The organism is Chitinophaga sp. 9-1-y, from assembly GCF_059511905.2.
Genome location: NZ_CM197955.1, coordinates 7,498,701 through 7,515,838, shown reverse-complemented (window position 1 = coordinate 7,515,838; position 17,138 = coordinate 7,498,701). Strand labels below are relative to the sequence as shown.

The following is a 17,138-nucleotide window of genomic DNA, read 5'->3' as shown; positions in this document are numbered from 1 at the left end:
AAACAAACTATACCTGCTCATGGAAAAACAACATAACAGAGGCCAGGATGGCGCTGGTTTGGCTGCCGTAAAACTGAACACCGAACCCGGCGTTCCCTTTATGCACCGTATCCGGAGCGCTGCTCCCCAGGCAATCGGTGATATTTTCGCAAAAGTCCGTGATGAAATACAGGAGATAGAAAAATATCAGCCGGAAATTACCAAATACCCCGGCCTCATGAAGGGTCACGTGCGTTTCCTCGGTGAGCTGATGATGGGACATATCCGTTACGCCACCCAGGGTAAAAACAATGTGGAACTCTGCCATCCCTTCGTTCGTTACAATACGATTCCTGCCCGCAACCTCGCTATGGCTGGTAACTTTAACCTGATCAACACGGAAGAATTGTTTGAATTCTCCAAAGCACAACCAGGTGACGTACACAAAAACAGTGATCTTGCCGCCATGCTGGAAGTGGTACACCATTTCCTCGCCAAGGAAGATAACGAAGGCAGTAATGAACTCGATATCAAAAAAATCCTGCAGCAGGCATTCTCTATGTTTGATGGAGGTTATCATACCTGCGGCCTGATTGGCTCGGGAGATGCCTTCGTTATCCGCGATGCACACGGTATCCGCCCTTCTTACTACTACATCAATGAAGATGTGATTGTAGCTGCCTCTGAAAGAGCCGCTATCCGCACCACCTTCAACGTAGGCGAAAATGAAGTGCTGGAACTCATGCCTGGCAACGCGCTGATCGTTAAAAATAACGGCGACTACAGCATCGAACAAATTCTCGAACCTAAAGAGCGTAAAGCCTGCAGCTTTGAAAGGATTTACTTCTCCCGCGGTAACGATGAAAAAATATATAAAGAAAGAACCGACCTCGGTCGCTTACTCTCTGGTACCGTACTGAAGGCCATCGACAATGACCTGCGCAATACCATCTTCTCCTTTATTCCTAATACCGCTGAAGTAGCCTTCTATGGCCTTTTAAAAGGACTGGAAGACTATCTCAACAAAATAAAGGTAGAACGTATCCTTTCCTGGGGTAAAGACTTCGATGAGGAAAAGCTCACTGAAATGGTGAACCGCCGCATCCGCATCGATAAAATAGCCACCAAAGACGTGAAAATGCGCACGTTCATTACCGAAGACTCCAGCCGTAATGAAATGGTACAACACGTGTACGATATCACCTACGGTAAAGTAAGACCCGGTATTGACTCCCTGGTAGTAATAGATGATTCCATTGTGCGCGGTACCACTCTCAAAGAAAGTATCGTGAAAATGCTGGATCGTTTAGGACCTAAAAAAATCATCATCGTATCCTCTGCACCGCAAATCCGCTACCCGGACTGCTACGGCATTGATATGAGCAAAATGGGTGATTTCGTAGCCTTCCAGGCAGCTATTGCACTCCTGAAAGACCATGGCAAGGAACACATCCTGCACGAAGCCTATGGCCTCTGCAAGGAGCTGCAACGCACCAACACACTTCACGCACAAAACGTAGTGAAGAACATCTACAAACCGTTTACACCTGAACAGATCTCTGCAAAAATCGCGGAAATCCTGAACCCAGGCGGTATCCAGGCAGAAATAGAAGTAATTTATCAATCTATCGAAAGCCTGCACCAGGCTTGTCCTAACAACCTGGGCGACTGGTACTTCACCGGTGATTATCCAACTCCGGGTGGTAACCGCGTAGTGAATAAAGCATTTATGAACTACATGGAAGGCAAAAACGAAAGAGGATACTAATAAAGAGCGTAAAGCATAAAGCTGAAAGCACAAAGCTATTAGAGTGAATGATCAAAGCGAGTAATTATATTACTTATTCGCCCAAATCATTCACTCTAATAGCTTTGTGCTTTCAGCTTTATGCTTTGCGCTCTCTCAAAACGCATGTTAATTTTATCTTAAATAACCGCGTCCCGGCAAACAGTATAAGTCTAACAAGTTAACTTCCTGTAAAATCTGTATTTTCGTTTTAGTTAACTATTGGTTTTCAGCCCATGAAAACGTTACTACTTATACGTCATGCTAAATCCAGCTGGACCGATCCGGACATGGATGATTTTGACCGGCCACTCAATAAAAGGGGCAAACAAAATGCGCCCGAAATGGCGCAATACCTTATTTCACGGGGTATGGTACCGGAATTGATTATTTCGAGTCCAGCCAAAAGAGCCAGATCTACCGCCAAAATAATGGCAGGCGAATGGAAATACCCCAAACAGGCTATCCTGCTGGAAGAAGAACTTTATCTCTGCTATGCAGCCACCTTCCTGAAAGTAATTACCAAAATAGATGACGATTTCGGCGCCGTTGCCATATTTGCACACAATCCCGGCATTACCGATTTCGCCAACTACCTGACGGAAGAAATCAGGATAGATAATGTTCCCACTGCCGGCGTATTTGGCATACAAGCTGATACCGACAACTGGAAAGACTTCGACCTGGCAAAGAAAAAATTCCTCTTCTTTGAATATCCCCGGAAAGATTAGTCCTTCACTATTTTATTATAAGAAGCAGTAATCCCCTTTATCAGCGAAGAGCTGAAACCCTGGTGCTCCATTTCATTTAAGCCCGCAATAGTGCAGCCTTTCGGCGTAGTTACCTTATCAATTTCTTCCTCCGGATGACGGTTCTCCCGGATCAACAGCTCCGCAGCGCCTTTCACTGTTTGCGCCGCAATAAGACTGGCCGTGCGCGCATCAAAACCGATTTCAATACCACCCTGGATATTGGCCCGGATATAACGCAGGGCAAAGGCAATACCGCAAGCACCCAGCACCGTAGCTGCATCCATCAGCTTTTCATCGATGGTAACGGTAGCGCCTAACTGGTCAAACATCGTTTTTATATAGCGGATCTGCTCTTCTGTTGCATGCTTGTGCGCAATACAGGTGATGGATTCCTGGATCGCAATAGCCGTATTGGGCATAGCACGTACTACCGGCATTCCGGGGAGCACATATTCCAGGTCATCGATACTGACCCCGGTTACTACGCTGATCAATATATGACGACCGGGATCAAAGGAAGATTTGAATTCCTGCAATACTTCCCGCACATTGTAGGGCTTTAATGCTACCACAATGACTTCTGATTCCCGGATAGCAACCGCATTATCCGTTTCTATCCGCACGCCCGCATCACGCAAACCTGAAAGTGTACCCGTATTACGTTTGGTTACCGTAATATCACCGGCCTTTGAAAAACCGCTCTTCAGCAATCCCTGGGCAATGGCCGAGCCCAGATTTCCTCCACCTATAATGGCTATCTTTTTGGCTGACATAAAAATTTATGTTTACATTATAAATCCTACGGAAGGTATAACAAAAGACGCATCCGTGCAAGGAGCAGGTAGCTTTTGCTTATCTTGCATAAATGCAGGCATTACACACAGCTACTGCGTTTTACGCCAGGATAAGAGAAGCACACGGTGTTGAGAATACAGAAGAAAAAACACGACACTATAAACAAATACTGGAAATCCTTTTCAGAGAGTTAACCAGGAAAGAGACCCGCTCTTTCGGGAACCTGTTTGCACGCATGCAATTCTTCTTCGACCGGCAGTCCCTTCCGCCGGATATTCTCCAACAACTGACAGCACTCCGGATACTAACGAACAAGGCTACACGTGGTATGTTCCCCCTGCACGATACAGAACACCTGCTTTGTATCAAAGCCCTCACGGAATCTGTAGCCTGGTGCTACCAGGTAGAGCCACCGGCTGCATTAACAGAAATATATGCACCGGTTGGTGTGCATAAGTTATCACTGGCCTATCAGCACCGCCCGGACAGCATGACGCTCCTCAAGTGTATGGTAACCGCCGTAGGCCCACTCCATACTGATACCCTGGGAAAATATACCCTGTTGCTCAATGTGAAAAACGATGAACAGGGCGACTTCCAGCTACAACTGGAGCACATGGATCCGGTGACTGTTATGTCGTTACACGGTTTGCTGCGGCCATACGATACCATTCACGTGCTCCACTGCCGCCAGGGTGCCGCCGGACACGAATACGCCACCACCAGCGAAAGCCAGGTGGTACTGGAGCCAGACCTGCTTATTGATATCAGTGACCTCGCGGAATGCTTTACCCATAAGGGGCCTAACCGCCTGTTATATCTTGTTAAAAAACTGACCCCTCAACAATCCAGCCCCGCCGCTTTTAAAGGAAACCTGGTCAATGCCCTGCTGGACGAGATGTTGCGTAACAGAGAAATTGACTTTAAAAGTTCTTTTGTTGAGGCAGTAGCTGAAAACGTACTGCAGGCGGCGGCCTACGGACGTGAAAAAATTAATGAGATGTTCCGGGATATCCGGCAACACCATTGGGGAAATCTTTATAATACGGTAAAGGAATTACAGGATAAGCCGGTACGTATTGAGCCTACCTTCTTCTCGGCCCAATACGGCCTGCAAGGGCGTTTGGACCTGATGGCAGAAGATGATACCGATGAATACCGTAAAGAAATATTCGAGTTAAAAAGCGGCAAGTGCCCCGACTACAATACCTGGAAGAACCACGAGATGCAGGTGGTAGGGTACAACCTGTTGCTACGTTCTGCCTTTGGACGACACCGCAAAGGCAGCTCTGCGATTTTGTACTCCGCCGCCACAACCAATCCATTGAGGAATGTAAGCAGTACCCATCTCACAGAAAATGACCTGCTCATGCTCCGTAATGAAGTGGTAGGCATGCTGCTCCGGCTGGCGGGTGGTGAGTTTGAAATATTGTCTACTATCACTACCGCCGCCGCCATTGGTTTGCCTTCTTTCAGCGCAGCACATTTCACCGCCTTTGAACAAGCCTGGCAAACCGCACCGCCGGTAGCAAAAGCTTATTACCACGAGTTCCTGGCATTTATGCTGCGGGAATACCTGCAGGCAAAATGCGGGATGTTCTCCGAAATTAACCGAGAAGATGATGCCGATGGCTTTGCGGCCCTGTGGCAGCAACAGGAAAAAGACAAACTTTCCCGTTTCAATATCATACCGGGACTCCGTTTCCGGGAATTTGATACAGTAAACAGCTCCGTGTTATTTGATATAGTCGTACCCGTTAGTCATAATTTCCGCAAGGGAGATACGGCTATTATTTATCCCCGTACCAGTACGGAACTGCAGCCCATGCAGCAACAGCTACTGAAGGGAAGGATAGAAGAAGTGGGGAAGGACCTGCTGAGTTTTTCCCTGAACAACCGGCAAATGACCCTGGACTTTTTCCGGCAGTTTGATGAATGGATCATTGAACATGACATTTATGAATCGAACTACTGGATAGCCACTTCCTCCCTGTTTCATGTGATATCGCCCCGGTACCGGGAGCGCACCAATATACTGTTGGGGCTTACGGCTCCGCGTTGGTACCCATTGCAGCATCCAACACCTGCTATGTTTAATCCTAACCAGGAGCAAATTGTAAAGCAGGCACTGGAAGCACAGGATTACTACTTGTTGCAGGGCCCTCCCGGCACGGGTAAAACATCTTCCCTCCTAACCACCATCGTGGAGGAAATGGTAAAACAAGACAACTACGTGATCATTGTGGCCTTTACCAATAAAGCCGTAGAGGAAATTTGCCATAAGCTGACGGCTAAAAATATTACGCACCTGCGTATGGGCGGCCGCAGTTCGGAAGCATCCCTAACATTGAAACAATACTGCCTGGAAGGCTCGCTGGATGAGGCTCGCACCTATATTACCAGTCACCGGGTATTTGTAGCCACCGTAGCTACCATGGCCACCCGCCTGGAGCAATTAATAATGATGGGGATTCCTACCGATACGTTAATTGTGGACGAAGCCTCTCAGTTAACAGAGCCCCAGTTGCTGGGTCTGTTAATGCCTTTCCGCAAATTTATTCTTATTGGAGATCAGAATCAGCTGCCGCCGGTGGTAGCGCAGGAAGAATATTTCTGCCAGGCTAAAGCGCCTTGTTTGCTGGAGGTAGGCATCCGGGATCTGCGAACTTCCATTTTCGAACGACTGATATCCCGCTGTAAAACCAGCCACTGGCGTCATGCCTGGGGCATGCTGAATACACATTTCCGGATGCACGACAGCATTGCTGCACTGGTGAATCACTATTACGCAGGACAGCTATCTTCCGGAAGGCCGGAACAAAAAGCAGGCTTCGATCTTAGTAAAGGTCACGAAAACATAGGATGGGAGCGGATTTTGTCTTTAGGAAGAAAGGTTTTTGTTTCCAGCCCCTATGAGGCTACGTCTAAAATGAATAAAACGGAGGCGCAGTGGGTGGTATCCTTGTTACAACACCTGAAAAGTCGCTATGGCACGCAATTCAGTAAAGATACGGTAGGCGTGGTAACGCCCTGGCGTACGCAAATCAGCCTCATCCGGGAGTTGATCGCAGAAGATGCTGCTTTACAGGACATTAATATTGATACCGTAGAGCGTTTTCAGGGATCAGAAAACGATATTATTATTGTTTCCCTGGCGGTATATCATGCCGCCCAGGTGCAAACACTGCAATGCCTGGGGCAGTTTAACTGGGACGAAGAAGAAATAGAAGTAGACCGCAAACTGTTGGTAACATTATCGCGCGCACGAAAACAGGTAGTAATCCTGGGCCATGAGCCTGTATTACAGGATAGTGCCCATTACCGTAAGATGTTGGGAGAGATGGAGAGGGGGATATTATAAATAACTATGGCCACACAGTTAGTATGGCCACAGTTTAGACAACATCATATATGATCACTCCTGGTAAACCAGGCTTTAATCCAGTGTTACGTGTCCCCAGTTTTCACCGCTTTTTATGCGGTACAGTTGCATTTCGCTGATATCGAATTGTTCAGCGATTTGCTTCATAGTTTTTTTACCGGGTTTGTTGAGCAGGCGTTTGATGCTCTTTACTTTGGTTACATTCAGCTTCAGGCCTTTCACGCGATTGCGTTGTTTTTCTTTATAGGCCAGCTTTGCAGGGCTTTTTTGCTGATGTTCTTCCATTTCCTCTTTGGTTGCCCATTGGAGGTTAGAAGCTTTATTATTTTTCTTATCGTAGTCCAGGTGAATCACATATTTATGCGCCCGGCCGCCTTTTTTGCTGAAAAGTTTGGCCACCTCACGGTGCAGGTAGAGCGACTGGTAGCTATCGGCAGGCTTTACGTTTAATACCGTATAGCCTTCCACGGTAGACCCCGTGAGCAGCTTACCATCTTCGGTACTTTCATGATAACTGATCACTCTCCCCATGTTTGAAACGGCGTATTTTTTACGCAGGGCAGATTTGTTTTTAATCTGTAAGTCTTTCCAGACTTCATTTTTCAGATTTTTAATTGTGGTCATGTGAAAGTAATTTTTGTTTTTTTATACGCTGGGGTTTATCCGTTTATCCGTAAACGTTACAACCAGCCATTTCGGTATCAGCTGGCAGAAAATCGTGTGCAGCTAATTGGGGAGCAGCCCTTTCGAATATATGGTCTTTGTATTGTAACACTACCGCGTCTAGTACTTCCTCAATCTCAGCTAATGTATTGTAAGTTACTAATTGTTGTCTGAATTCTTTGATATGCGGCAATCCTTTGAGGTAATTTGTGTAGTGACGGCGCATTTCCAGGATACCTACTACTTCACCTTTCCAGGATACTGATTGGTGGAGGTGCTTTTTACAAACTTCCACTCTTTCTAAAACAGTTGGTAAAGGCAAATGTTCGCCAGTCTTCATAAAATGCTTGATCTCCCTAAAAATCCAGGGATATCCTATGGCAGCCCGGCCAATCATCACCCCATCTACGCCATACTTCTGCCTGGCAGCAATTGCCTGCTCCGGCGTACATATGTCACCGTTACCAAAGATAGGAATTTGTATGCGTGGATTGTTTTTTACTTTTCCGATCAGTGTCCAGTCTGCACTACCTTTATACATCTGGGTGCGGGTACGGCCATGAATAGTGAGGGCTTTGATACCTACATCCTGTAGCCTTTCTGCTACATCTTCAATATTCTTGGTCTCATCATCCCAGCCGAGGCGGGTTTTGATGGTTACCGGTAATTTGGTGGCTTTCACCACGGCGGCGGTCAGTTTCACCATTTTAGGGATATCTTTCAGGATACCGGCGCCAGCGCCTTTACAGGCTACTTTCTTTACCGGGCAACCGAAGTTAATATCCAGCAAATCCGGGTTGGTGGCTTCCACAATCTGTGCTGCCAGTGACAAGGATTCCTCATCACCTCCGAAGATCTGTATCCCTACCGGCCTTTCGTAGTCGAAAATATCCAGCTTTTTACGGCTTTTGATGGCATCGCGTATCAGTCCTTCCGAAGATATAAACTCTGTATACATGAGATCGGCCCCATTATCCTTGCACACCGCACGAAAAGGCGGATCGCTCACATCTTCCATGGGCGCCAGTAATAAAGGGAATTCTCCCAATTCAATATTTCCTATCTTCACCATAATTTATATAACCACCGCAGGTTTTGCCGTAGTTATTATTTTAATATTTTATATACTATTTCTTTTACAAGCAGGATTTCTTTGCAGTGACAGCTATATACCAGGGAGCTGTATTCATCAATAAGTAACTGCAAAAACTGAATTTCGCGCTGTAAATTTACGCAAAATTTAATACAGTATTTTCTTATGACCGGTTATCTGAAGCAGTCTTCCACTTTATTGCAGTTTGTTACCTTCCTGGGCTTTTTCTTTGGGTTCTTTACCGTATACCTGGCAGCATTGCAGGTGCTAACGCCTTCTATTACTGGCCAAAGCCTGGAAGCAATTCAAAACAGTGCTTTCAGCGATCCTAACCTCATCGGCTATCTGAAAATAACACAATTCTTTTATACTGTTGTTGCATTCTTTGTGCCAGCCGCCATTTTTGCCTATCTGTGGCAGCCGTATCCGGCTAGCTACCTGGGCTTAAAACCGGCGCCCACTGGTATTCAGATCGTGATTGCCCTACTTGCCATGTACGGTGTATTGCCACTGGCCAGCCTTTTGGGCGAATGGAATCAGCATTTCCCGATGTCGCAATCCGCTAAAGATATGGAGGCAATGGCCGAAAAGCTGCTGAAAGTAATGCTGCGTATGCCTTCTCTGAAAGACTTATTTGTGAACCTGGTATTAGTGGCCATTGTTCCGGCTATAGGAGAGGAGTTGTTTTTCCGGGGCGTATTACAGCGGCTGATCATTAAAAGCACCCGTAAAGTGTGGCTGGGCGTATTCATTACTTCCATTCTTTTCAGTGCTGTACATGGCGAGATGATGGACTTTTTACCCCGGGTGGCACTGGGCTTCGGACTGGGCGCCATCTATGTTATCAGTGGAAATCTCTGGTTAAGTATCCTGGCACATGTGCTGAATAATGGCTCGCAGGTAGTGATGTTATACCTTTTCCAGCATGGTATGATGGCAGATGATCCAATGAAAGACACACCCATAGCATGGTATTATGTAGCTTTGAGTATTCCGGTAACCATTGGGTTGTTTTGGGCATTAAGCAAAAAATCAACACCCATGCTCATGATTGATCCGGTAGAAGAGAAGAAGGATGAGGCAGATGAGATAGGAATGGACGAAAATTTGTAATCTTACCAAGATATTAAAGCAATAACTATGGAAAAAGACTGGGTTAAAATATTTTCAAGTGACAAGCCTTTTGAGGCAGAAATAGTGAAGGGAATGTTGCTGGACAACGGGATAGACGCAGTATTACTGAACAGGCAGTCCTCTTCCTACAACGTTACTTTACCTGGGCAGGCCGAACTGTATGTTCATCAAACCCAGGAAGAAACAGCGAAGAGTCTGGTGCATTCTCACAACAATTTGCCCACCGGCGACCCCAATGAGATAGACGAGTAGGGGACCGGATGTCACGCGTGTACGCGTGGCGGTGAGATTTTTGCTCCAAAGGGTTATTTTATCCATATTGCGGGCGCCAATTTAATTACCAGATTTAAACAGAATGAAGACTTTTTTTACCCGCACTGCCTCTGCGCTTGTGTTTGTGGCAGTAATGCTGGGCGGCATTTTATGGGCCGACTATACCTTTTTCCTGCTTTTCTTCCTGATAGGCTGTTTTGCCTTACAGGAATACTTTAAGTTAATACGCCACATCGATCCTGATTATGCCGGCGTTCCGGCCTGGCATAAATGGGGCGCAACCATTGCCGGCGCCGCTATACTACTCACTTTTACCGGCAACAATTTCCAGCTCGGACATATCCCCACAGGCCTTATTGGCTGGTGGGTAGCGGTTATTTTCCTGCTAGTAATGCCTTTGGGAGAAGTGTTAATGAGTAAAGACTTCTCTTTAAAGAACATCGGCTACTCGGCTATTGGACTGCTGTATATCACCATTCCATTTGGGCTGCTGATACATATCCGGCTCAATGCGATCAATATCCATTATACGCCACAGGATGTGGGAACCGCCCCCGGCTGGCTGATTCCTTTATTGCTGATCATTTTTATCTGGATAAATGATACCATGGCCTACATTGTGGGCTCGCTTATTGGCCGTACTCCCTTTGCACCGGCTATTTCACCTAAAAAGACGATCGAAGGTACTGTTGGCGGGATGATACTGGCAGTAGCCACCGCCGGTGTCTATGGTCATTTCTGGGGTAGCGGCTACCTGGCCCTCCAGCATTGGATTGCCCTGGCCCTCATTGCAGCCGTATTTGGCACCATCGGTGACCTAATTGAGTCCAAACTGAAAAGAATGGCCGGCGTAAAAGACTCTGGCAATATAATGCCCGGCCATGGCGGATTCATGGATCGATTCGACTCATTGCTCCTGGCAGCTCCCTTCGCCTGGATTTATGTTCAGTTCTTTATGATGGCTTAACCATAATTTCGTATGCTGAAAAAATTGAATTAAACTACCTTCGCACTACGATTTAACACATAAAACAATCATTTAATAGTAAAACAATGAAGATCCATCGTGAAGGATTTGCTACCATTTCCCTTGTATTCCTGGTACTGGCGTTAATTAACGGGGCCATTTTTTATTGGTTCGGTAATTGTTCCGGCCTTTGCTGGACCGTATCTCTGATATCCCTGGCATTCTTCCTGTTCATCGTGTCCTTCTTCCGGATTCCGTCAAGACAATATACAGCCGGAGATTCACTGGTTATTTCTCCCTGTGATGGTAAAGTGGTGGTAATTGAAGAAGTGTATGAACCAGAGTACTTTAAAGATAAACGCCTCCAGGTGTCTATTTTTATGAGTCCGGCCAATGTACACGTAAACCGCAACCCTATCAGTGGTGTGGTGAAACTGTCGCAATACCATGCTGGTAAATACCTGGTGGCCTGGCATCCGAAATCCTCTACAGAGAACGAAAGACATTCTGTAGTGATTGATAATGGCAAAACAGCGATTCTTGTAAGACAAATAGCCGGTGCGCTGGCCCGCAGAATTGTAAACTACCTGAAACCAGGCATGGAAGTAAAACAAAACGAAGAAATGGGCTTTATTAAGTTCGGTTCCCGTGTAGACCTTTACCTCCCCATTGGCACTGAAGTAGCCGTAAAACTGGAAGAAGTAGTAAAAGGCGGTGTTTCTGTTATTGCTAAAATCTAGTATTTTTAGACGCTAAACAGCATTTTTTATGATAAAGAAAGCTTTTACCGGCGCTGCAGCCCTCCTTTTACTGGCTGGCGTTGTATTTGCCCAGGAAAAAACCAAGAGCCAAACAGCAGATAAACCTGCTAAAAAAGAATGCTCCGCGGCCACCTGTAAACCAAACGAAAAAGGTAAAAGCTGCTGCCAGCAGCCATCTAAAACCACCAGCCTGAGAATGGCGGCGGCCAGGAAGCCAAAGGCGTAGAGCAGAAAGCGTAAAGCAGAAAGCATAAAGCTATTAAAGCGGATGACAAGAGTGAATGAGTAAATGAATACTCGCGCTTGTCATCCGCTTTAATAGCTTTATGCTTTCTGCTTTACGCTTTCTGCTCCTACAATATTTCCTGCAACTCCTTCAAATGTCCTATCACATAAGTAGGCTGAAAGTCCACTGGTGGCTTGGCCGGATTAAAATACACCTGGTCCATTCCCACTGTATGCGCCCCTTTAATATCCAGCTCCATAGCGTCTCCAATCATAATGCTTTCTCCTGCATGGGTTCCCGCTTTGTCCATCGCAAAGTCGAAAATTTCCCGGTAGGGTTTCAGGCTACCTGCTAATTCTGAAGTAATAATGTGGGTGAAGTAGTGGTCAATTCCCGCATTTTTCATTTTCAACAACTGGGTTTCTTCAAACCCATTGGTGATCATATGCATGGGATACTCCTTTGCGGCCAGGTATTCCAGCGTTTCCTTTGCTCCCGGAAACAGTGCTTTTTTATAGGGCAATATCTGCAAAAATTCTTCACTGATCTGTTGGGTCAGCTTTTCATCACCTATCTTAAAATCAACCAGGGTAAGGCGGAAGCGCTTGTCACGCAGCTCACGGCGTGTGATGAATCCTTTGCGGAAACGATCCCACAAACGCTCGTTGTGATCCACATAAGAAACGGAAAATGCCTCAAAAGATGGTATTCCTCTACGCTCTAAAGCATGGCTGTTGTACAGCTCCCGCAAAGTTTCCTGTTCATTTGTTTCAAAGTCCCAGAGGGTGTGATCCAGGTCAAAGAAAAGATGTTTGTACTTCATGACGCCGCAAAGGTACAAAATACCTCCCAGACGGTAGGAAGCGCCACCATATGTTAACCGTAAATTCCTTATTTTACTGCACTAATCAACAGACTCTATGAATGCAGTAATTACGGGCGCCAGCAAGGGCATTGGAAAGGCGATAGCAGAAAAACTGGCGCTGGAAGGCTTTAATGTGGCCATTTGTGCAAGAAATGCCGCTACCCTGGAACAGGCCAAAGCCGATATTCAACGACAAAACCCGGCAGTAACCGTGTTAGCGGAGGTAGTAGATATGGGAGAGAAGGCACAGGTATTGGCTTTCGCAGAAAAAATCAAATCCACCTTCTCTTCTGTGGATATACTGGTGAACAATGCCGGCATCTTTGTGCCTGGCAGCCTTCATGAAGAAGCAGATGGCTTGCTGGAAAAGTTGATGGCAGTAAATGTATACAGCGGTTATCATCTCACAAGAGCCTTATTACCCGCTATGATCAGCGAGCGTAAAGGGCATATTTTTAATATGTGTTCTACCGCCAGTTATAATGCTTATCCAAATGGAGGCTCCTATAGCATTACCAAATATGCCCTGCTCGGTTTCACCAAAAACCTGCGGAAAGAGTTAATGCCTCATAATATCCGGGTTACCGCCGTAAGTCCCGGCCCCACACTTACCGCTTCCTGGGAGGGCTTCGAAGCCGCTCCAGACAGGCTGATGCCAGCGGAAGACATCGCTAAAGTTATCTGGTCTGCCTGGACCCTGGCCAAACAAACGGTGATCGAGGAAATTACCCTGAGGCCCATGCTGGGAGATATTTAATCCATTCCTTATTTTGGAAAATTGTTGTTTAGAACAGCGTGCCCAACACAAATTATCTAAATAACTAAATAAGAACATATTAAAATGTTTTAACTAACTTTTAACGGGGGCTTACAGCGCTTCTGGCGCGGCTTTGGTTAAATTTGTTGACATAGTTATGATGTACAGATATTGCATAAGGAAGTGTATTTACTCCATTTTGTTTTGTTTAGGACTGGTTGCCTGCGCCTCCGCACAGGAGTTCCGCTTTACAACTACTGTGAGCAACAACACCGTGACGCAGGATGAACCTTTCCAGATTCAATTTATGCTGGAAAACGGCGTGAATGTGGCCAGCTTTACACCACCCAATTTTAAAGACTTTGAAGTATTACAAGGCCCTTCGCAAATGCAGGGACAATCCATCTTCAATGGCAAACGTTCTGAATACATTGCATTAAGCTACCTGTTACAGCCTAAACATGTTGGTAGCTTTACCATCGCCGGCGCCCAGGCCCGTGTAAATGGAAACGTTGTTAAATCAAACCCGGTTTTAATTGAAGTAAGAAAAGGCAATGCCCCGCAACAACAGCAGCAATCGCCTTCTCCATCTGCCGGCCTCCCGCCACATCGTGGACAAAGCGGCGGGGAAGACCTTCCCGAAGGCTTCCTCAAAAAAGGAGAAGACATCAATGAAAAACTGAAGAAAAATATTTTCCTGAAAGTAGATGTAGATAAAACCAATTTATACGAAGGCGAACAACTAACGGCTACGTATAAACTGTATACCCGTCTCCCAACTAATTCAAGCGTTACCAAAGTCCCTGCATTCAAGGGCTTTTCCGCTAAAGACATTGAACTACCCAACCCGCCACAGGCCACAGAAGAAAGGATCAATGGCGTGCCATATAAAGTATTTACCATCCGCAAAACACTCCTGTTCCCGCTACAATCAGGTACCCTGGAACTGGACCCTGTGGAAGTAGATAACCAGGTGCGTTTGGTGAAATTAGTCGCTAAAAAAGGAGGCAACCGCCAAAAAGATCCATTTGAAGATTTCTTCAACGATCCGGCATTTAAAGATCCGTTCTTCGACGACTTCTTTAACCGCCCCGAAGCCGAATACCAGGACGTTCCGTATAAAATACAGAGCAACCCGATCAAAATTAATGTGAAACCCGTTCCTGTTGAAGGTCGCCCGCTGAGCTATAATGGCGCAGTAGGTAAATTCAACATGACGGCAGTAGTAGATAAAAACAAATTAACTACCGATGATGCCCTTACGCTTAAAGTCACCATCAGCGGTCAGGGTAATGTAAACCTGCTCAACTCTCCTAAAATAGAGGTGCCTACCGGCTTCGATAAATACGATCCTAAAGTAACAGATGATATAGAAAAGAACAGTAACCCTCTTTCCGGCAGCCGTACTTTTGAATATGTACTGATGCCACAGGAAGCCGGCGATCATACTATCCCGGCAGTGGAATTTTCTTACTTCGACCCGGTAGCCAACAGTTATAAAACACTGCGCTCACAGCCATTCCCGGTACACATTGATCAGGGCAAGCACATTAAACAGGATAAACAAGACTTCAGCACCGGCAAAAATGAACTGGTGAAAAATAGCACCGGTATACTCGACTGGGCAAGAAATCACAGCTGGTTTATTCTCAGCCCGTGGTTCTACATCTTGCTGTTGCTGCCTTTGCTGATTGCTGCAGGCCTGATTTTCTACAAACGCAAAAAAGATTACAATACCACAAATGCTGCCATGCTCAAACACCGCTACGCCAACAAGGTAGCGTTGAAAAGACTGGAGCTGGCTGCCCGTTACCTGAAAGAAGGAAAGGACAAAGCGTTTTACGAAGAAACTTCCCGCGCCGTTTGGGGATACCTCAGTTCCAAACTGAAAATACCAATGGCCGATCTGAGTAAACAACTGGTACAGGATAAATTAAGCGCCCGTAGCATCAACGGTAGCAATACCCACGATCTGTTTAACCTGATAGACAACTGTGAAGTGGCCCTCTATGCACCTGGTCAGGACAACCGCAAAATGCAGGGAACCTACGAACAGGCGGTGACCATTATCAGTAACCTGGAAGGAGCATTGAAGAACTAACTACTTAATGAACGGCGAAGATGCGGAACTACCCACATATTAAACGACTCTTTTTAGCAATAGCCTGGCTGCTGACCACCATTGTTAGCCAGGCACAAGTGCCTCAAAGCAACCAGCAACAACGCTTTGAGCAGGCAAACCTGCTTTTCAGCCAGAGTAAATACACCGAGGCCGCCAGAACTTATCAGCAATTGCTGGACGAAGGACACGCACAAAAAGAATTATACTTCAATGCCGGTAATGCCTGGTACAAAGCGGGCAAGAACGGAAAGGCGATATACAACTATGAAAAAGCATTGCAGCTATCACCCAATGATGCTGCCGTAAAACATAATCTCGCGATTGCCAACCAGAAAGTAAATGGTTTTGTAGAAGAATTACCGTTGGTGTTTTTCCAACAGTGGTGGCTACAATTACAACATCTCCATAAAGCCAATGGATGGGCAATAGGCACCGTATTGCTCTGGTGGCTGCTGATAGCTGGCATCATACTCAATGCCTGGCTTCCCGGATGGAAAAATAAATTCCTGCGCTGGGGTACCTACGCACTGGGCGCTCTATTCGCGCTGTACCTGCTCATGGCAGTGGATACCTACCTTTCGGCTAACAATCACCAATCCGGTATTGTGATGAACAGTAATATCAAAGCCAAAACATCGCCCGATGAAAACAGCCGCGATGCGTTTGAAGTAGGAGAGGGCATGAAAGTACACATCACTGATGCCACAGCAGATTTTTGTAAAATAGAGCTGGCAGACGGCAAAAACGGTTGGATCAGTTGCGCCTATATCAAGCGCTTATAACCTGTCTATACGCAGGAGGAAGTCGTGTTTCTTTTCGCGGGATACCGGGATACTAAAGCCATCGCACATAATTATTTCACCACCATCTCCCTTAATATACTTATCCATAAAGGACAGGTTCACCAGGAAGCTGTTGTGTACCCTGAAAAAGCCTTTATCAGACAGCCATTCCTCCATTTCAAGGAGGGTGCGGCATACCATCACTGACATTTCCGGATCTTGCAAATGCAGCCTGGTTTGGCTCCCGGCAGATTTACAGTAAATAATACTTCTGGCAGATACCATGCGCAAACCATCAAGGGTGGGCAGCGCCAGTCTTTCCTGCTGATGCAGTTGTTCCTGTAGAAATTGCAGCAATGCGGCTACCTTTTCACCGTTGCTGGCACGGGTTTGCTGACCGGCTTTTTCTACGGCCTGCTTCAATTCTGTGATATCAATGGGTTTGAGGAGATAGTCCAACGCACTGTGGTGAATAGCCTGCAGGGCATACTGGTCGTAGGCGGTAATAAAAATTACCACAAAGTCGTGGGAGCTGCAGGATTCCAGCACTTCAAATCCATCCATCCCGGGCATCTCCACATCGAGGAAAATCAGTTGAGGGTGTAGTTCGTTAATAGCGGAAACGGCAGAAACGCCATTATTACAAACTGCCAGAATTTCTACGTGCGGGCAGTATCTCTCCAGCATCATTTGCAATGCATCGCGACTATGTTTCTCGTCGTCCACGATAATGGTACGCATTTGAGTCAGATTATATGAGTTTTCGCGGTGTTACAGATTTGTAGGGATCTTGTCAGTATG

General features: G+C 46.2%; 16 protein-coding genes. 11 read left to right on the top strand and 5 right to left on the bottom strand.

What is annotated here, in order from left to right; translation table 11 throughout:
- Positions 1–19 precede the first annotated feature (19 nt).
- Positions 20–1,747, top strand: a complete 1,728-nt coding sequence (locus AC5ZC7_RS29965) for an amidophosphoribosyltransferase (RefSeq protein ID WP_496161083.1) — start codon at positions 20–22, stop codon at positions 1,745–1,747.
- A 254-nt stretch (positions 1,748–2,001) separates the two neighbouring features.
- A complete protein-coding gene (locus AC5ZC7_RS29960; RefSeq protein WP_291919614.1) occupies positions 2,002–2,496 on the top strand; it encodes a SixA phosphatase family protein in 495 nt (164 codons plus the stop codon).
- On the opposite strand, the gene proC is transcribed toward AC5ZC7_RS29960, so the two are convergent.
- Positions 2,493–3,290, bottom strand: a complete 798-nt coding sequence (gene proC / locus AC5ZC7_RS29955; protein WP_496161082.1) for a pyrroline-5-carboxylate reductase — start codon at positions 3,288–3,290, stop codon at positions 2,493–2,495. The two genes, AC5ZC7_RS29960 and proC, sit on opposite strands and share 4 nt — an antisense overlap.
- A 92-nt stretch (positions 3,291–3,382) precedes the next feature.
- Here proC and AC5ZC7_RS29950 point away from each other — a divergent pair, with 92 nt between their 5' ends.
- Positions 3,383–6,673, top strand: a complete 3,291-nt coding sequence (locus AC5ZC7_RS29950; RefSeq protein ID WP_496161081.1) for an AAA domain-containing protein — start codon at positions 3,383–3,385, stop codon at positions 6,671–6,673.
- Positions 6,674–6,748: 75 nt separating this feature from the next.
- Here the strand turns inward: AC5ZC7_RS29950 and AC5ZC7_RS29945 are convergent, their stop codons facing one another.
- Positions 6,749–7,318: an NUMOD4 domain-containing protein gene (locus AC5ZC7_RS29945; RefSeq protein WP_079471790.1), complete on the bottom strand. Its 570-nt coding sequence runs from the start codon at positions 7,316–7,318 to the stop codon at positions 6,749–6,751.
- Between the two features lie 43 nt (positions 7,319–7,361).
- Positions 7,362–8,429 (bottom strand): tRNA dihydrouridine synthase DusB, encoded by a 1,068-nt coding sequence (gene dusB / locus AC5ZC7_RS29940; protein WP_496161080.1) that lies wholly within the window; start codon positions 8,427–8,429, stop codon positions 7,362–7,364.
- A gap of 186 nt (positions 8,430–8,615) precedes the next feature.
- Here dusB and AC5ZC7_RS29935 point away from each other — a divergent pair, with 186 nt between their 5' ends.
- From AC5ZC7_RS29935 to AC5ZC7_RS29915, 5 genes are all read left to right on the top strand, one after another.
- Complete coding sequence (locus tag AC5ZC7_RS29935; RefSeq protein WP_496161079.1) at positions 8,616–9,563, top strand: CPBP family glutamic-type intramembrane protease; 948 nt, start codon at positions 8,616–8,618, stop codon at positions 9,561–9,563.
- A gap of 27 nt (positions 9,564–9,590) precedes the next feature.
- Positions 9,591–9,836, top strand: a complete 246-nt coding sequence (locus tag AC5ZC7_RS29930; protein ID WP_496161078.1) for a putative signal transducing protein — start codon at positions 9,591–9,593, stop codon at positions 9,834–9,836.
- 103 nt (positions 9,837–9,939) lie between these two features.
- On the top strand, positions 9,940–10,824 hold the full coding sequence (locus AC5ZC7_RS29925) for a phosphatidate cytidylyltransferase (RefSeq protein WP_496161077.1): 885 nt from the start codon (positions 9,940–9,942) through the stop codon (positions 10,822–10,824).
- 86 nt (positions 10,825–10,910) lie between these two features.
- The gene (locus AC5ZC7_RS29920; protein WP_496161076.1) at positions 10,911–11,564 is read left to right on the top strand and encodes a phosphatidylserine decarboxylase family protein; all 654 of its coding nucleotides are present in this window, start codon (positions 10,911–10,913) and stop codon (positions 11,562–11,564) included.
- A gap of 28 nt (positions 11,565–11,592) precedes the next feature.
- Positions 11,593–11,811: a hypothetical protein gene (locus tag AC5ZC7_RS29915; protein ID WP_496161075.1), complete on the top strand. Its 219-nt coding sequence runs from the start codon at positions 11,593–11,595 to the stop codon at positions 11,809–11,811.
- A gap of 127 nt (positions 11,812–11,938) precedes the next feature.
- On the opposite strand, the gene AC5ZC7_RS29910 is transcribed toward AC5ZC7_RS29915, so the two are convergent.
- Positions 11,939–12,634 carry a YjjG family noncanonical pyrimidine nucleotidase gene (locus tag AC5ZC7_RS29910; protein ID WP_496161074.1) on the bottom strand — a complete coding sequence of 232 codons (696 nt, stop codon included), beginning with the start codon at positions 12,632–12,634 and terminating at the stop codon, positions 11,939–11,941.
- A gap of 97 nt (positions 12,635–12,731) precedes the next feature.
- Here AC5ZC7_RS29910 and AC5ZC7_RS29905 point away from each other — a divergent pair, with 97 nt between their 5' ends.
- The 3 genes from AC5ZC7_RS29905 (at position 12,732) to AC5ZC7_RS29895 (ending at position 16,337) form a co-directional block, all read left to right on the top strand.
- Complete coding sequence (locus tag AC5ZC7_RS29905) at positions 12,732–13,433, top strand: SDR family NAD(P)-dependent oxidoreductase (protein ID WP_496161073.1); 702 nt, start codon at positions 12,732–12,734, stop codon at positions 13,431–13,433.
- 157 nt (positions 13,434–13,590) lie between these two features.
- On the top strand, positions 13,591–15,534 hold the full coding sequence (locus AC5ZC7_RS29900; RefSeq protein ID WP_496161072.1) for a BatD family protein: 1,944 nt from the start codon (positions 13,591–13,593) through the stop codon (positions 15,532–15,534).
- A 20-nt stretch (positions 15,535–15,554) separates the two neighbouring features.
- Positions 15,555–16,337 carry a tetratricopeptide repeat protein gene (locus AC5ZC7_RS29895; protein ID WP_496161071.1) on the top strand — a complete coding sequence of 261 codons (783 nt, stop codon included), beginning with the start codon at positions 15,555–15,557 and terminating at the stop codon, positions 16,335–16,337.
- On the opposite strand, the gene AC5ZC7_RS29890 is transcribed toward AC5ZC7_RS29895, so the two are convergent.
- A complete protein-coding gene (locus AC5ZC7_RS29890) occupies positions 16,332–17,078 on the bottom strand; it encodes a response regulator (protein ID WP_496161070.1) in 747 nt (248 codons plus the stop codon). The genes AC5ZC7_RS29895 and AC5ZC7_RS29890 overlap by 6 nt on opposite strands.
- Between the last annotated feature and the right edge of the window lie 60 nt (positions 17,079–17,138).

What these genes read in the sequence shown, in the direction of transcription:
- AC5ZC7_RS29895 (WP_496161071.1), top strand. Translation starts at nt 15,555, where the DNA reads ATGCGGAACTACCCACATATTAAACGACTCTTTTTAGCAATAGCCTGG.
- AC5ZC7_RS29915 (WP_496161075.1), top strand. Translation starts at nt 11,593, where the DNA reads ATGATAAAGAAAGCTTTTACCGGCGCTGCAGCCCTCCTTTTACTGGCT.
- AC5ZC7_RS29965 (WP_496161083.1), top strand. Translation starts at nt 20, where the DNA reads ATGGAAAAACAACATAACAGAGGCCAGGATGGCGCTGGTTTGGCTGCC.
- AC5ZC7_RS29890 (WP_496161070.1), bottom strand. Translation starts at nt 17,078, where the DNA reads ATGCGTACCATTATCGTGGACGACGAGAAACATAGTCGCGATGCATTG.
- AC5ZC7_RS29930 (WP_496161078.1), top strand. Translation starts at nt 9,591, where the DNA reads ATGGAAAAAGACTGGGTTAAAATATTTTCAAGTGACAAGCCTTTTGAG.
- AC5ZC7_RS29950 (WP_496161081.1), top strand. Translation starts at nt 3,383, where the DNA reads ATGCAGGCATTACACACAGCTACTGCGTTTTACGCCAGGATAAGAGAA.
- AC5ZC7_RS29905 (WP_496161073.1), top strand. Translation starts at nt 12,732, where the DNA reads ATGAATGCAGTAATTACGGGCGCCAGCAAGGGCATTGGAAAGGCGATA.
- AC5ZC7_RS29925 (WP_496161077.1), top strand. Translation starts at nt 9,940, where the DNA reads ATGAAGACTTTTTTTACCCGCACTGCCTCTGCGCTTGTGTTTGTGGCA.
- dusB (WP_496161080.1), bottom strand. Translation starts at nt 8,429, where the DNA reads ATGGTGAAGATAGGAAATATTGAATTGGGAGAATTCCCTTTATTACTG.
- AC5ZC7_RS29910 (WP_496161074.1), bottom strand. Translation starts at nt 12,634, where the DNA reads ATGAAGTACAAACATCTTTTCTTTGACCTGGATCACACCCTCTGGGAC.
- AC5ZC7_RS29920 (WP_496161076.1), top strand. Translation starts at nt 10,911, where the DNA reads ATGAAGATCCATCGTGAAGGATTTGCTACCATTTCCCTTGTATTCCTG.
- AC5ZC7_RS29960 (WP_291919614.1), top strand. Translation starts at nt 2,002, where the DNA reads ATGAAAACGTTACTACTTATACGTCATGCTAAATCCAGCTGGACCGAT.
- AC5ZC7_RS29945 (WP_079471790.1), bottom strand. Translation starts at nt 7,318, where the DNA reads ATGACCACAATTAAAAATCTGAAAAATGAAGTCTGGAAAGACTTACAG.
- AC5ZC7_RS29900 (WP_496161072.1), top strand. Translation starts at nt 13,591, where the DNA reads ATGATGTACAGATATTGCATAAGGAAGTGTATTTACTCCATTTTGTTT.
- proC (WP_496161082.1), bottom strand. Translation starts at nt 3,290, where the DNA reads ATGTCAGCCAAAAAGATAGCCATTATAGGTGGAGGAAATCTGGGCTCG.
- AC5ZC7_RS29935 (WP_496161079.1), top strand. Translation starts at nt 8,616, where the DNA reads ATGACCGGTTATCTGAAGCAGTCTTCCACTTTATTGCAGTTTGTTACC.